15 protein-coding genes are annotated in these 13953 nt (G+C 48.7%); 7 read left to right on the top strand and 8 right to left on the bottom strand.

Translation table 11 applies throughout. The features are described 5' to 3' along the window. Nucleotides 1-51 precede the first annotated feature (51 nt). Nucleotides 52-1110 carry a DUF4249 family protein gene (locus tag J0A67_RS08715; RefSeq protein ID WP_206568925.1) on the top strand — a complete coding sequence of 353 codons (1059 nt, stop codon included), beginning with the start codon at nucleotides 52-54 and terminating at the stop codon, nucleotides 1108-1110. Then, complete coding sequence (locus tag J0A67_RS08710; RefSeq protein ID WP_206568924.1) at nucleotides 1107-3026, top strand: hypothetical protein; 1920 nt, start codon at nucleotides 1107-1109, stop codon at nucleotides 3024-3026. Before J0A67_RS08715 ends, J0A67_RS08710 begins: the two co-directional genes overlap by 4 nt. Before the next feature lie 67 nt (nucleotides 3027-3093). Here the strand turns inward: J0A67_RS08710 and accC are convergent, their stop codons facing one another. The 7 genes from accC to pdxA all read right to left on the bottom strand — a co-directional run bounded on the left by accC (nucleotide 3094) and on the right by pdxA (nucleotide 8769). Beyond that, nucleotides 3094-4443, bottom strand: coding sequence for an acetyl-CoA carboxylase biotin carboxylase subunit (gene accC, locus J0A67_RS08705; RefSeq protein WP_206568923.1), 1350 nt, complete (start codon nucleotides 4441-4443; stop codon nucleotides 3094-3096). Nucleotides 4444-4468: 25 nt separating this feature from the next. Then, a complete protein-coding gene (gene accB / locus J0A67_RS08700) occupies nucleotides 4469-4942 on the bottom strand; it encodes an acetyl-CoA carboxylase biotin carboxyl carrier protein (protein ID WP_206568922.1) in 474 nt (157 codons plus the stop codon). 95 nt (nucleotides 4943-5037) lie between these two features. Continuing rightward, nucleotides 5038-5601, bottom strand: coding sequence for an elongation factor P (efp, locus tag J0A67_RS08695; RefSeq protein WP_206568921.1), 564 nt, complete (start codon nucleotides 5599-5601; stop codon nucleotides 5038-5040). A gap of 24 nt (nucleotides 5602-5625) precedes the next feature. Continuing rightward, the gene (locus tag J0A67_RS08690; protein WP_206568920.1) at nucleotides 5626-6624 is read right to left on the bottom strand and encodes a beta-ketoacyl-ACP synthase III; all 999 of its coding nucleotides are present in this window, start codon (nucleotides 6622-6624) and stop codon (nucleotides 5626-5628) included. A 230-nt stretch (nucleotides 6625-6854) separates the two neighbouring features. Further along, complete coding sequence (gene rpmF, locus J0A67_RS08685; RefSeq protein ID WP_206568919.1) at nucleotides 6855-7046, bottom strand: 50S ribosomal protein L32; 192 nt, start codon at nucleotides 7044-7046, stop codon at nucleotides 6855-6857. A 12-nt stretch (nucleotides 7047-7058) separates the two neighbouring features. Continuing rightward, nucleotides 7059-7637 carry a YceD family protein gene (locus J0A67_RS08680; protein WP_206568918.1) on the bottom strand — a complete coding sequence of 193 codons (579 nt, stop codon included), beginning with the start codon at nucleotides 7635-7637 and terminating at the stop codon, nucleotides 7059-7061. A 109-nt stretch (nucleotides 7638-7746) separates the two neighbouring features. Next, nucleotides 7747-8769: a 4-hydroxythreonine-4-phosphate dehydrogenase PdxA gene (pdxA, locus tag J0A67_RS08675; protein WP_206568917.1), complete on the bottom strand. Its 1023-nt coding sequence runs from the start codon at nucleotides 8767-8769 to the stop codon at nucleotides 7747-7749. 103 nt (nucleotides 8770-8872) lie between these two features. Between pdxA and rsmA the strand changes: the two genes are divergently transcribed. The 5 genes from rsmA (at nucleotide 8873) to J0A67_RS08650 (ending at nucleotide 13012) form a co-directional block, all read left to right on the top strand. After that, a complete protein-coding gene (gene rsmA, locus J0A67_RS08670; RefSeq protein ID WP_206568916.1) occupies nucleotides 8873-9658 on the top strand; it encodes a 16S rRNA (adenine(1518)-N(6)/adenine(1519)-N(6))-dimethyltransferase RsmA in 786 nt (261 codons plus the stop codon). Beyond that, a complete protein-coding gene (gene mgtE, locus J0A67_RS08665) occupies nucleotides 9645-11012 on the top strand; it encodes a magnesium transporter (protein ID WP_206568915.1) in 1368 nt (455 codons plus the stop codon). Before rsmA ends, mgtE begins: the two co-directional genes overlap by 14 nt. A 2-nt stretch (nucleotides 11013-11014) precedes the next feature. Continuing rightward, nucleotides 11015-11947, top strand: coding sequence for an NAD(P)-dependent oxidoreductase (locus J0A67_RS08660; RefSeq protein ID WP_206568914.1), 933 nt, complete (start codon nucleotides 11015-11017; stop codon nucleotides 11945-11947). Between the two features lie 157 nt (nucleotides 11948-12104). Continuing rightward, nucleotides 12105-12578, top strand: coding sequence for a transcription elongation factor GreA (gene greA, locus J0A67_RS08655; RefSeq protein WP_206568913.1), 474 nt, complete (start codon nucleotides 12105-12107; stop codon nucleotides 12576-12578). 41 nt (nucleotides 12579-12619) lie between these two features. Next, a complete protein-coding gene (locus J0A67_RS08650) occupies nucleotides 12620-13012 on the top strand; it encodes an HIT family protein (protein WP_206568912.1) in 393 nt (130 codons plus the stop codon). 90 nt (nucleotides 13013-13102) lie between these two features. Here J0A67_RS08650 and J0A67_RS08645 read toward each other — a convergent pair whose 3' ends face one another. Continuing rightward, nucleotides 13103-13852, bottom strand: coding sequence for a 3-keto-disaccharide hydrolase (locus J0A67_RS08645; RefSeq protein ID WP_206568911.1), 750 nt, complete (start codon nucleotides 13850-13852; stop codon nucleotides 13103-13105). Nucleotides 13853-13953: the final 101 nt, after the last annotated feature.

Genomic DNA, 13953 nt, shown 5'->3' with positions numbered 1-13953 from the left:
GAGATATATAGTTCAGTTCAATTCATCATTTGAAAACAGTCAGGGAAAAAGATGGGTAAAGTAGGAATAGGTATAATCCTTTTGTGCTTGGTGCTGACGGCTTGTATAGACGAGATTTATCTAAGTGTCCCGTCCTCAGAGTCCAACCTCGTGATCGATGCTTGGCTTGGCCGCACCTCAGAACAGTCCTATGTGCGTGTATACCGGTCTGCTCCGTTTCTTTCCGGTACACGTGAGCCCAGGTATTCCAAAGTGCCCACCTCCGAAATCTACGTGGAGGATGAGACAGGGGGGCGAGTCTATTTCCGAAACACCTCAGATACCACACTGGCCTACTGGCCTAGCAAGGGCCAGGTTTTTCCCTCCGGAAGAAAATATCGCCTTCATCTGACTACCCAGCAGGGAAAATACGAGTCCGATTGGGTGCTGATGCCAGAGGCTACTACAGAGGGGGATTTTCAAATCGTCGCCAGAGAAAAACTGGTATACGTCATTTCCGGGAATACGCCTATTCAGGTACCTGGTACGACTGCAGAGCTAAACCTGAACCTTACCAACTCATCCATGGAAGAGGTCGGCTATCTGATCGAGGCCAAGGGCATTTCTGAGGTGTTTACCACAGGTGGTCCGGAAAATTGTGTCTGCAATTGCTACCTTGACCAGCCTTATATTTTTACTGGAATGAACTTGGAGTCCAGCGGAACCCGCAACAGCCCAAAGCCAGTGACGCTAGCGGAACTCGAAATCACTTCACTCGGGAGATTCTACCTTCAATCCACTATCAAAACTGTATCCAAGGCCAATTTCGACTACCTTCAACAGATCAACAAACAACAGCGGAGTACGGGAAGCATCTTTGATCCAGCACCCTTCAAGATCAGGGGTAATGTCAAGAATGTAAACTATCCCGAGCAGGAAGTATTGGGAAACTTCACAGTTTTTCAGGAAAACACTTTTAACCAGATGATCTATCGTGCGGAGATTTATCGTCATTATCCCGAGTTGACATTCGCTTTTGATCTCACTCCACATCTGGAGGCTCCGGATGACAGTTGCCACGATGTGTATGAAGATGCCCTACCCGAAACCCCCGAACCGTTTTTGCCATGAGAGTAAGATTTATCCTCTTCGTCTTCCTTATTTGCTGGCCCTTGAAGCCTTTACTTTCGGCGCAAGTTGACCTGCAAAGCGAGGAGCTCGAAAATTTTCTAGTGATCACTGACCGGGACTTTTATCTTTCCGGAGACCGGATCTGGTTTGCAGCCAAGTTGCTTAAAAACCACGATAGCTACCGGTACAGCAAGTTGGCCTACATCGCTGTTTTGGATGGATCTGGTAAGCCTATTCACGAGGAAAAGATGCTGATGACTGGTCAGGATATGGTCTATGGTGACGTTTTTATACCAGAGACGGCCCAATCGGGAGTGTTTGCGATAGTCGTGTACACCAAATGGATGTCCAACTACCAAGACTTCCCTATTGCGAAAAAGGAGTTTTTGGTTACCAATCCCACGGCAACCCGGGCGGAGGGTGAGCCAGCTTTGTTTTGGGAAAAAATTCCATTTGCAAACGCTTCTGTAAGCCTTTACCATACCTCCAGCCAAGCGGAGGTAATCGAGATACAGGATCTTTCGGGAAATACGCTCGAGGTGCTCGAATCAGTTGCTCCTTGGCAAAAGGTACTCTCGAAAGTCAAACCGTCGGGTTCTTATCGCATCATTTTCCGAAATAGGGAGCATAGGATTTATCCGCAGGGCTGGTTTTGGGATCCCGCTGAGTTTGCCCTGATTTCCAACCTGACAGCACAAAAAGTCAAAGTCGTGACTCACAAGGACTGGACGGTGTTGGAGGAGTTGGAGGCTGACGGAGGTAAGACTCAGCTCAACAAGACGCTTTACCAAAATCTTGACTCATTCATGATTTCTGTAGTGGACGATTCAGGCCGTCTGGTCTGGACGTATCAGGCGCAATTGCCAGCCACAAGCCAAGGGCAGCTGCAGGTCAGTTCCAAGGGCGAAGTGGGCGAGGGGATGAAGCTGGACTTGACGGGATTTCCCCAGCAGTATAAGAGCGGGCTGGTCATGGCTGTAAGGGAGGAGAATGCGCGGGTATCTGAATTCGTGGAAATCCTCAACCATCCCAATTGGGAAAGCCTAACATCCAAAAATACAAAGCCTAATTTGGTAGCCGCGCTGGACGATATTGTCGAAAATCCCCGGTTGCTAAAGGACTACAGTCCAATGTTTGACTATAAGGTATGGTCTGTATCCATTGCGGATCGCTTCAAGAGCTCAGCAGCACCGGCAAGAGTGGGATTCGCACTGCCTACTACTCTGATTGAAGAGGAGATCGACCGAAGGGTCTATCAGGAACACTTTGAAATCGGCGATGAAGTAGCCTCCTTGCAGTCGCCCTTTACCCCAGACAGAGTTTACAAGCTTGAGGATTACGAGGAGTTTTCTGACTTGGAGTCGCTGATCAAGGAGATCATTCCACAGGTTCGTTTGAAGAAAACAAGTTCTGGAGGAGGGAAGGAGATCTTCGCTGCCAACACGGACAATCAGCACGTGAAGTTTAACAAAAAACCTTTGGTACTGATTGATTTTTATCGACCTGCATCTCTAGACGAACTGTGGAATATCGATCTAACTACCCTGGATCGTATAGAGCTCTACTACCATAGATCCACCGTAGAAGCCACTAATCTTGGTGAGGCCGTAGGCGACGGCCTGTTGGTCCTATATACCAAAAACAACAGCTACTTTTTGAAAAACAACGTGCCAAAGCAGCGATACTTCCTTTCGGATGTGAGCGTTCCCCGTATTCAGGACTATTCCAATCGTATGGTCAAAGTCGCCACGGCAAATCCACTTCAATACTTGGATCCGAGCTTGACCTTTGAGCGGGGCAAGAGCCGGGCGGAAAATCTCCGGTTCGATACCGCGGGAGATTGGGTAGTTCAGACTTGGCTCTTCGGAAATTCCGAATTCGAGAAACTCCAAAGAAAAATAGAGGTAGAGCCTTAGCGAATAGTTAAAAAAAAACAGCCGCTCGTATTCGAGCGGCTGCTTTCGTTTGTATTGAGTTTGAATTTCAGGCTTTGAAAACTGAGAAGTCAAAAGTTTCGAGAAACTTGGTGGTGAAGTTCCCTTCTTTAAACTGTTCGTTTTCCAACAAGGCGATGTGGAAGGGGATGGTCGTTTTGATCCCATCGATCACAAACTCTTCCAAGGCGCGCTTCATCCTCACGATCACTTCCTCTCTGGATTGACCACTTACAATGAGTTTCGCAATCATGGAGTCGTAATTCGGCGGGATCACGTAGCCTGCATACACGTGGGAATCCACTCTCACTCCGCGTCCACCAGGGATATGAAGGTTGAGGATCTTGCCCGGACTTGGTCGGAATCCATGGGCCACATCTTCGGCATTAATTCGGCATTCCATCGCATACAGCTTCGGAAAATAGTTTCTGCCAGAAATGGTCTCGCCCGCAGCAACTTTGATTTGCTCTTTGATGAGGTCAAAATCGGTGACTTCTTCCGTAATTGGGTGCTCCACCTGAATTCTGGTGTTCATCTCCATAAAGTAGAAGTTGCGGTTTTTGTCAACCAAAAACTCGATCGTCCCCGCGCCTTCATAGCCGATGGCTTCCGCGCCTTTGATTGCCGCTTTGCCCATGGCATCACGAAGTTCATCCGTGATGAAAGGAGAAGGAGTCTCTTCGACCAATTTTTGGTGTCTTCGCTGGATGGAGCAATCGCGCTCCGACAGGTGGCAAGCTTTTCCAGTCTTGTCTCCGACTATTTGGATTTCGATGTGACGCGGTTCTTCCACGAATTTCTCAAGGTAGAGTCCGTCGTTTCCAAAGGCTGCACCAGATTCCATTTTGGCATCGTCCCAGGCCTTTTTGAATTCCTTGTCTTCTTTGACGATGCGCATTCCGCGGCCACCGCCTCCAGCGGTTGCCTTCAGAATCACAGGATAGCCCATTTCGTTGGCAATCTTTAAGCCTTGCTCGATGGAGTCGAGCAATCCATCGGAGCCCGGAATGGTAGGTACGCCGGCAGCTTTCATGGTTGCCTTGGCAGTCGCCTTGTCGCCCATTTTGGCGATCATATCTGGAGACGCGCCGATGAATTTGATCCCGTATTCTTCACAGATCCTGGAAAACTCTGCGTTTTCGGAAAGGAACCCGTATCCGGGGTGGATGGCGTCCGCGTTGGTGATTTCGGCGGCAGCGATGATTCTTGGAATATTCAGGTAGGATTCGCGGCTAGGAGCGGGACCGATGCAGACGGCTTCGTCAGCAAATCGGACATGTAGACTGTCCTTGTCCGCGGTGGAGTAAACGGCCACGGTCTTGATCCCCATCTCCTTGCAGGTGCGGATCACGCGAAGCGCAATTTCCCCTCGATTTGCAATCAATATTTTGTTAAACACGGTCTAGTTCTGTTTAGTGAAAAAATCAACCCGCCGGATCTACCAAGAACAAAGGCTGATCGTACTCTACCGGAGTGGCATTGGAAACGAGGATTTTTACGATTTTGCCCGACACCTCGGATTCAATCTCGTTGAAGAGCTTCATGGCTTCGATGATACAGACGGTTTGGCCTGCCTTCACCGAAGATCCTTCGCTGACGAAGGCTGGAGAGTCGGGATTTGGAGTCAGGTAGAAGGTGCCGATCATCGGGGATTTGATCTCTACCAAGTTGGAAGGAGTAGCGGCTGGGGTAGCTGAGGGAGCAGCAGCTGGTGCTGGAGCTGCGGCGACTGGAGCCGGAGCTGGAGCCGGAGCAGCTGGAGCGGCAGCATGTACTACTTGCGCGCTCTCGGCGTATTTTTTAATGGAAAGTTCGAATTCCTCGGTCTTGATTTTGACCTCTGCCAGGCCGGAATTGGAGATGTAGTCAATCAATTCCTGGATCTCTTTAGCTTTCATAGGGTTCTTTTTTGGTACAATGTCTTGAGACATCTTGATTTGGGTTAAAAACAGAAAAGCTGCATAATTTAAGCAAATCGTGCAGCTATTAATATTTATTTTACTCTTTCTGAATACGAGCCGTCTCGGGTATCCACCTTGATCATGATGTCTTGATCCACGAAGAGCGGTACCATGACGGTAGCGCCGGTCTCCACAATGGCAGGTTTCAAGGCGTTGGTAGCGGTGTCGCCCTTGATGCCTGGCTCGGTGTAGGTGATCATCAGTTCTACAAACGGGGGCAATTCAACTGACAGCGGGGTTTCGTTTTCCGCATGTACGAGAATGTCGACAAGCTGCCCATCTTTGAGTAGGTTTGGACGTTCTATCAGCCGCTCTTCGAGTGACATCTGCTCGAATGTCTCCGTATCCATGAAGTTGTACCCCATGTCGTCTTTGTAGAGAAACTGATGGGGTCTTTTTTCCACGCGGGCGGTAGTGACTTTTTCGCCGGCGTTAAAGGTTTTTTCCAGGGTCTTGCCAGTTCTCAGGCTTTTCAGTTTGGTACGCACGAAGGCTGCTCCTTTTCCTGGTTTCACGTGCTGGAATTCGACGATCGAAAAGATGTCGTTGTTCATTTCCAGACAGAGTCCATTCTTAAAATCCGCAGTACTTGCCATAATATTGAGTTTTGTTCTGTTTGTTTATTTTGGATCGTAGGCCCACTTCAGGTAGATGGAGCCCCAGGTAAAGCCGCCACCGAAGGCAGCCAGTATGAGGTTGTCGCCTTTTTTCAGTTGCCTTTCGTACTCCCAAAGGCACAGTGGGATAGTGGCAGCAGTCGTGTTGCCATAGCGCTCGATGTTCATCATGACCTTGTCTGACCCTACGCCCATGCGGTTGGCAGTTGCATCGATGATTCGCTTGTTGGCCTGATGCGGCACGAGCCAGGCAATGTCTTCTCCGGTCAGTCCGTTTCTTTCCATCACCTCTGCGCTCACATCAGCCATGTTGGTCACGGCAAACTTGAAAACGGTGGAGCCTTCCTGGTAGGCGAAGTGCTCCCGCGCTGCCAAGGTTTCGGCCGTGGCGGGCTTGCGGCTGCCTCCAGCCTTCATGTGCAGGTAGGGTGCTCCAGCTCCGTCAGACTTGAGAATGGTGTCCATGACTCCCAGTTTCTCGCTGGTCGGTTCTAGCAAAACAGCTCCCGCTCCGTCACCAAAGAGGATGCAGGTAGTCCGATCTTGGTAGTCGACGATCGCCGACATCTTGTCAGCGCCAATGACCACCACCTTTTTGTGTGTTCCATTTTCGATGAACTGGGCACCGAGCTGCAGGGCATATAGAAATCCGGAGCAGGCAGCACTGATGTCAAAGCTGTAGGATTTTTTGGCACCGACCATATCTGCGATGATGTTGGCCGAGGAGGGAAAAGGCATGTCTGGGGTGACGGTCGCGCAGATGATCAGCTCGATGTCCATCGGATCTGTTCCTGTTTTTTCCAAGAGTCCTTTTACCGCGGCCGCTCCCATTACAGAGGTACCTTGGTTTTCTCCTTTCAGGATTCTTCTTTCCTTGATGCCAGTGCGGGATACAATCCACTCATCATTGGTCTCGACGAGGGTTTCAAGCTCCTGATTTGTCAGCCGGTATTCGGGTACATAGCCTTCTATGCCGGTGATCATGGCTCTTATTTTGTCCATTTGTATAGGTTTAATTGGAGCAGGAATAGCTATAGATGCCCCAAAATGGGTTGTTTGTATTTCAGGCATGGCCCGAGGAAGGCCAAAAATAGTACAATGCCATCTGACCACCAAAACCTAAGCGCCCACATTGGCTAAACTCCTTGCAAGTCAGGTCTTTTCAGTTTGTGAAAACAAAAAATCCACTCCTTTGCGGGAGTGGATTTATAGGTGTTGGAGTCGGAGTGCAATTAAGCCCTTACCTCTTTTTCGATGATTACCTGTCCTTTGTAGTACAATTTGCCATCAAGCCAGAATGCTCTGTGAGGCAGGTGCATTTCGCCGGTAGTTGGGCATTTCGCCAATCCCGGAGCTTCCAGTTTGTAATGAGTTCTTCTTTTATCTCTTCTGGTTTTCGAAATTTTGCGTTTAGGATGTGCCATTTTATGCGTGGTTTATGATTGTTCTTTGTTTTTTAACTTCATCAATTGTTCCCATCGGGGATCGACAGGCTTGGTTTCTTCCTTCGAGTCAGGAGTTTCGTCCTCGGTTTCACCCTCCAATTCATCGTCGATGTACACATATCCTCCGTCTACGTCCAAGTCTTCATCGTCCAGCTCGTTTAGGTAGTCTGGATGGATTTTCTTGGCCGGTAGAGCCAGCAGGATAAATTCATAGATCAGCTGCGCCACATTGATCGTGGGTGTATCCCGGGTGATCATATAGACGTTTTCATCTATCTCCTGCTCTTCGCCGCCATACTTGTAGATCATCTTTTCGGTGAAATCCAAGGGATGATCAAACAACTCCAGGCTGCGGTCGCAGGTCAACTGCACAGTGCCTTTGATGTGGAAAGTGAGCTCAATTACATTAGCCCCTTTGTCCATGATGACCCGTGTGGTCAGCTTTCCTTTTTCGACAATTTCGTTGTCTTCGAAGTTTTGGAAAAAAGAATCCCCAATTTCAAAGTCGATTTCGTGCTTTCCTTCTTTGAACTTAATGATCTCAATATCAAAGCTTTTCCAGAATTTCACGATTTGTCCTCCCGATTTAAGACCGCAAATGTAGGTAATAATTTAAAATTGCTAAAGCGGATCTTAAAATAATATTTGGTTTTTGGCTTTGTTTTTAAACTTAAACTGCTCAGGTTTCCACTTCCTCTGGTTCGTGGTGGTTAATGATGTCCGCTGCCAAAAACAAAGCAGCTCGCATCGAACCTTCATCCGCCACGTTTTTTCCTGCGATGTTGTAGGCAGTGCCATGGTCGGGAGAGGTGCGAATGACTGGCAATCCGGCGGTAAAATTCACCCCCGAGCTAAAGGCGATGGACTTGAACGGAATCAATCCCTGATCGTGGTACATTGCGAGCACTCCGTCAAACTTTTTGTGGTGCATCATCCCAAAGAAGCCGTCTGCAGGATAGGGGCCAAAGACCATTTTGTTTTGGTCCTTGAGCTCGCGGATGGCGGGTTTGATGACCTTTTCTTCCTCTTCGCCCAGCAGCCCATCCTCGCCGGCATGCGGATTCAATCCGAGGATGGCGATTTTGGGCTTGTTGATCCCAAAGTCTGTCTCGAGACTTTTCAGAAAAATGTTCGCTTTCTGAAGAATACGTTCTTTGGTGATGGCTTGCGGGACTTTTGCCAAAGGCAGATGGCCAGTCGCCATGCCGACGCGGATCGTCTCGTCCACCATCATCATCAGACTGTCTTTGGCTCCAACGGCCTCAGTGATGAACTCGGTATGTCCAATGAATTTGAATTCGGCTGAGTTGAGGTTGTTTTTGTTCAGCGGCGCGGTGACCAGCCCCTTGATTTTCCCTTCCTTGAGATCGTTGACCGCCGCTCGGAGGGCCTCGAGGGCCATTTTGCCAGCCTCTGCGGTTTCCACGCCAGGGATGATTTCAGGACAGTCTTCCGACACGTTGATCACGTTGATCTTGCGGTGTTGAATTTCGTCCAAGCTACGGATTTGGGTGAAATTGAAATCATCCAAACTCATGAGCTTACGATAAAAAGTCAACGCTTTGCCATGCCCATATATCAGTGGCGTAAATGACTTGAACACGCGGCTGTCGGATAAGGCTCTCAAGGTGACCTCTATCCCTATTCCGTTGATGTCTCCTATGCTGATCCCGAGGATGGGCCTTTGCTTTTTGGCGTTCATGATTTGATCTGCTGAATTTGGGGCCAGGACAAAATTCCCGGCCGTTTTGGAATATTCCCTTAATTTTAGGCTGCAATTTATTAAAATTTATCAGAGCCCGAGGATGGAAAAAGTCAAACCCAAAAAGCATCTAGGACAGCATTTCTTGACCGATTTGAGCATTGCCGAGCGTATCGCCCAGGCCGTCAAAGGGCATGGAGGTGTAAACCAGGTGTTGGAGATCGGCCCCGGGATGGGCGTGTTGACGGATTTTCTCCTGAAGAACCCCCAGGAACTTTACCTGATAGATATCGACAAAGAGAGCATCGCCTACCTACATCAGAAATATCCCCAGTTGGGAGACCGAATCATCGAGGGTGACTATCTGAAATACAACTCGAGTACTCTACTGCCGGACAAGTACGCGATAGCGGGAAATTTCCCCTACAACATTTCCTCCCAGATTTTTTTCAAAGTGCTCGAAGAGAAAAACCGCGTGACAGAAGTGGTATGTATGTTGCAGAAGGAAGTCGCCGAAAGGATCGCGTCCCCTAAGGGAAACAAGGACTACGGTATTTTGTCTGTTCTTTTGCAGGCTTGGTATGATATCGAATACCTGTTTACCGTACCGCCCGGAGTGTTCAATCCTCCTCCGAAGGTCAATTCGGGAGTGATCCGGCTGACAAGGAACGCCGTCGAGAAGTTGGACTGCGACGAGCGTCTTTTTTTCAAAGTCGTCAAAGGAGGTTTCTCCACCCGGAGAAAAACGCTGAGAAACGCGCTCAAATCATTTGAACTTTCCGAAGAGTTCAGATCCAATCCTATCTTGGACAAACGCGCTGAGCAGCTGGATGTGGCGGATTTTGTGTTTTTGACCCAACAAATCGAGAAAGGTCGTGGAGCCAATTAAGCAATTTGAGCTATCGAAGGAATATCTGGAAAGCCTCAAGCAGGGGATCGAGCAGGAGAATATTGACTTTATCCGGGATTCCCTGGAGGGGGTCAATGTGGCGGATATCGCTGCGATTCTGGATGAGCTCAGCATGCAGGAGTCGATCTATGTGCTGCGATTGCTGGAAAAACAGCTGGCAGCGGATATCCTGATCGAGCTGGATGAAGACACGGTGGTCAAGGTACTTCGTGAGCTGGAGACGTCCGAAGTCGCTTCATGGATTGAGTTGATGGATTCCGATGATGGGGCGGATATTTTGAGCCTTTTCCCCGAGAAAGAAAGGGAAGAAGTCATTGCCGAAATCCAAGACCGGGTCAAGCTCGAGCAGATCCTCGAACTCCTCCGCTATGAAGAGGACACAGCTGGTGGTATCATGGCGAAGGAATTCATCCGGGCCAACAAAAACTGGAACGTTGTCCAGACCATCGCGGAAATCCGCCGCCAAGCCGAAAACGTCGAAAAAATCTATTCCATCTATGTGGTCAACAATCGGCAGCAGTTGCTTGGCAGGGTCTCGCTGAAAAAGATCATTTTGGCGTCTTCCGATACCAAGATTGAAGATATCTACGACGAGGATGTCATCTCGGTACCTGTCCACATGGATCAGGAGGAGGTGGCTGCCATCATGAGGAAATATGACTTGGAATCCGTCCCTGTCATCAATGCCAAGAAAAAGCTGGTCGGCCGAATCACCGTCGATGATATTCTGGACGTCGTGCAGGAGGAGGCCGAGGAGGATATCCAGGCGATGGCGGGGGTGTCGGCGGATATTGAAGAGTCCGATTCCGTTCTCACAATCTCGAAAGCCCGACTTCCTTGGCTGCTCATCGGTGTGCTAGGTGGACTGATGGGGGCCAAAATTATTGGCTATTTTGAAATGGGGCTCAGCAAATACTTGGCGCTGGCCTCGTTTATCCCACTCGTTGCGGCGACGGGAGGAAACGTCGGAATCCAGGCATCTTCACTCATCGTCCAGTCTTTGGCATCCAAATCAGCTTTTGACGATACGCCGATGCAGCGTTTTTTGAAAGGACTTTTTGTAGCGTTGCTAAATGGAGTCGTATTGGGAGCATTCGTGTTTTTAGTCGTGGTTTTTGTTTACAGGTTTGAACCGATTTTCGGAGTTACAATTGGGTTTTCGTTGTTTTGTGTGGTCTTGTTGTCCTCGTTTATGGGAACCGTGACTCCGTTAGTGTTAAATAGATTTGGAATCAACCCGGCCATCGCATCGGGGCCTTTCATTACGACGACCAACGACCTGTTGGGATTGACAGTTTATTTCGCTGTCGCGATGCTTTTACTCAAACTTTAGAAATGAAAATTCTGATTATCGACGAGATGCATCTCAGCATTATGGATATGCTGCAAAAAGATGGACATCAGGTTACCTATTCTCCCAAGATCACCCGCATGGAAATCCTAGACCAGGTTGGCGAATTCGAAGGGCTTATTATTCGTTCCAAGACTCCCATGGATCGGGAATTGATGGAAAAAGCGTCCAAGCTCAAATTTATAGCAAGGGCGGGAGCTGGGCTGGATCAGATCGACTTGGACTACATGGTGCAGCGCGGGATCAAACTCTTTCACGCAGCAAAGGGAAACCGAGACGCCGTCGCAGAGCATGCGGTGGGAGGCTTGTTGGCTTTGTTCAACCATATCATCAAGGCGGATTCGGAAGTCCGCAAAGGAATCTGGGATAGGGAAGGAAACCGTGGAGACGAACTGATGGGAAAGACTGTGGGGATCATGGGCTATGGAAACATGGGAAAGTCTTTCGCGAAACGCCTCGGCGGATTCGGCGTGAAGATTCTAGCCTTTGACAAATACAAGATCGACTACACGAAGGAACCCGTCAAGGAGGTGACCTGGGAAAAACTAAAGGCCGAAGCTGATGTCCTCAGCATCCACGTTCCGCTGACACAGGAGACCCGCAATTTCTTTACTTTGGATGAAATTAGGAGCTTTTCGAAACCTTTTTGGCTGATCAATACTGCGAGGGGTGAGGTGGTCAGCTTTGCCACACTGAATGCCGCACTGGATCTGGGCGTTCTTCGCGGGGCTGTGCTGGATGTACTGGAAAATGAGAAATTCAAGAAGTTTACTCCAGAACAAAAAGAGGAATTTGAGAAACTTGCCCAGAGACCGAACGTCCTCTTTTCCCCCCACGTGGCGGGCTGGACTTTTGAGTCTTACGTGAAGATCAACCAGGTGCTGGTCAAAAAGATCAGAAAGGCTTTTAAAGAATAAATTACGCGTTGAGGGGCGGAGCGCCGAAGCTCCAAGGTCTTGCTTAGTCAAAAAGCTTTCCTATCTTTGCTTATCAAATAAAGGCAAAAACAAAGTAACGGTCTCCACCACGTGACCGTTACTTTGTTTTTTGTGCCTTTCGAAAAAGCAAAAAACTATGTCAAAAGTACAATACTACACCGAGGAAGGACTGAAGAAGCTGAAGGATGAACTTCAGGAGTTGAAGACCAAAGGCAGGACAGATATAGCCCGTCAGATTGCCGAGGCGCGGGACAAGGGTGACCTGAGCGAAAACGCGGAATATGATGCGGCGAAAGACGCTCAAGGCCTTCTGGAACTCAAGATCGCCAAATTGGAAGCGGTAGTAGGCAACGCCCGTATCTTGGACAATTCCCAAATGGACACTTCCAAGGTGGGCATCCTAAGCACCGTGACGATCAAAAACGTGAAGAACGGCATGACCGTAAGCTACAAGTTGGTATCTGAAGAGGAAGCTGACTTGAAAGCGGGGAAGATATCTCTTGCATCTCCCTTTGGAAAGGGTCTGGTAGGCAAATGTATCGGCGAGATCGCTGAGATCAATGCCCCTGCCGGCAAGTTGCAGTTTGAAATTCTGGACATTAAATATTGATCATCATCCCGGATTGTCCCGGGATTTTTTTTTGAAACACTATGGCAAGCATTTTCTCCAAAATCATCAACCGGGAGATTCCCGCACACATCGTCGCCGAAGACGAGCATTGCATAGCATTTCTGGATATTATGCCTTTGGTAAAAGGCCACGTGCTGGTCGTGCCAAAGGAAGAAACTGACTATATTTTTGATATGCATCCGGATACCTTGGCTCGGCTCACCGTATTTGCACAGAAGGTGGCAAAAGCCATAGACAAGACCATCAAGTGTACGAGGGTGGGAGTGGCTGTGATCGGACTGGAAGTACCCCACGTCCATATCCACCTGATCCCGATGAAAACCATGGATGATGTCAATTTTTCAAGACCGAAGTTGAAACTAAGCCAAGAGGAACTGGCGGAAATTGCTGAGACGATCCGCAAGGGCTTCTAGGAATCGGATATACTTACTGTGAATTGACGAAAAGCAAAACCCGGCACCAATTGATGTCGGGTTTTCAATTTTTTAAGGTTTCAAAGCCACTTATTTCACGGCCTTGATCCAAATATTGCGATAAAGCACATCGTGCCCCTCTGCTTGTAGCTTTAGTCCGCCTGGGGTATCGGTGATGCCTTTCCCGCCATCGTTCCCGCCATCAATTCCTGAATTCGGGCCACCCCAGACCTGCTGTATCTCCACGTCGTCATGGATTTTCACCCCATTAAAGTAGAGTGTCACACGAGCTTTTTCCGTCAGTTTTCCATCTACAAAGCGGGCCGCCCTAAATTGGATATCGTAGGCATTCCACTTGCTAATGCCCTTGTATTCCTCAGAAGTGGGAAGATGCTCGTTGATCACTGCGGCCATGCCGTGTGTTCCATAGTCTCCGTCCAAGACTTGGATTTCGTAGCGGTTCTGTAGATAAACGCCACTGTTGCCGCCTTCCTTTGCGATCAAAAATTCCACATGGGCTTCGAAGTCCCGAAATTCGTCCTTGGTCACGATGTCCGCTGCGCCGTATTTACCACCGGCAGCCGCTGGATCATTGCTACTGATGGCTTTGCCACCGTCTACTGGATCTGTGACCTCGGGCCATTTGATGGGCATCTCAGCGGAAAACCGCGGTCCTTCCCAATATTTCCAGTTTTTGTGGAGTGATTTCGCGGTGCCGTCAAGGTAGACTTTTGCACCTTTTGGAGGCTTGGTTCCAAGATAGGATGCTTCTTGGGCAAAGGAATCAAAAGCGCCCAACAGAGCAATGGACAAGGCGTAGGCAAAAAACTTCAGTTTCATAGGTTATGGGTATTATTTTTGGAATTGATGAAATACGGAATTAGCTTAATTCTTGATGGATCAATTTGGTTAAATTTAACCGAAAACAAATTTTTTATCCC

The sequence above is a fragment of the Algoriphagus aestuariicola genome (assembly GCF_017254835.1).
In the GTDB taxonomy this organism is placed as follows: Bacteria; Bacteroidota; Bacteroidia; order Cytophagales; family Cyclobacteriaceae; genus Algoriphagus; species Algoriphagus aestuariicola.
The sequence above is the reverse complement of the archived record's forward strand: the minus strand, read 5'-3'. Positions and strand labels throughout refer to the sequence as shown.

What these genes read in the sequence shown, in the direction of transcription:
- J0A67_RS08660 (WP_206568914.1), top strand. Translation starts at nt 11,015, where the DNA reads ATGAAAATTCTGATTATCGACGAGATGCATCTCAGCATTATGGATATG.
- J0A67_RS08710 (WP_206568924.1), top strand. Translation starts at nt 1,107, where the DNA reads ATGAGAGTAAGATTTATCCTCTTCGTCTTCCTTATTTGCTGGCCCTTG.
- efp (WP_206568921.1), bottom strand. Translation starts at nt 5,601, where the DNA reads ATGGCAAGTACTGCGGATTTTAAGAATGGACTCTGTCTGGAAATGAAC.
- J0A67_RS08645 (WP_206568911.1), bottom strand. Translation starts at nt 13,852, where the DNA reads ATGAAACTGAAGTTTTTTGCCTACGCCTTGTCCATTGCTCTGTTGGGC.
- J0A67_RS08690 (WP_206568920.1), bottom strand. Translation starts at nt 6,624, where the DNA reads ATGGACAAAATAAGAGCCATGATCACCGGCATAGAAGGCTATGTACCC.
- greA (WP_206568913.1), top strand. Translation starts at nt 12,105, where the DNA reads ATGTCAAAAGTACAATACTACACCGAGGAAGGACTGAAGAAGCTGAAG.
- accB (WP_206568922.1), bottom strand. Translation starts at nt 4,942, where the DNA reads ATGAAAGCTAAAGAGATCCAGGAATTGATTGACTACATCTCCAATTCC.
- rpmF (WP_206568919.1), bottom strand. Translation starts at nt 7,046, where the DNA reads ATGGCACATCCTAAACGCAAAATTTCGAAAACCAGAAGAGATAAAAGA.
- rsmA (WP_206568916.1), top strand. Translation starts at nt 8,873, where the DNA reads ATGGAAAAAGTCAAACCCAAAAAGCATCTAGGACAGCATTTCTTGACC.
- J0A67_RS08650 (WP_206568912.1), top strand. Translation starts at nt 12,620, where the DNA reads ATGGCAAGCATTTTCTCCAAAATCATCAACCGGGAGATTCCCGCACAC.
- J0A67_RS08715 (WP_206568925.1), top strand. Translation starts at nt 52, where the DNA reads ATGGGTAAAGTAGGAATAGGTATAATCCTTTTGTGCTTGGTGCTGACG.
- pdxA (WP_206568917.1), bottom strand. Translation starts at nt 8,769, where the DNA reads ATGAACGCCAAAAAGCAAAGGCCCATCCTCGGGATCAGCATAGGAGAC.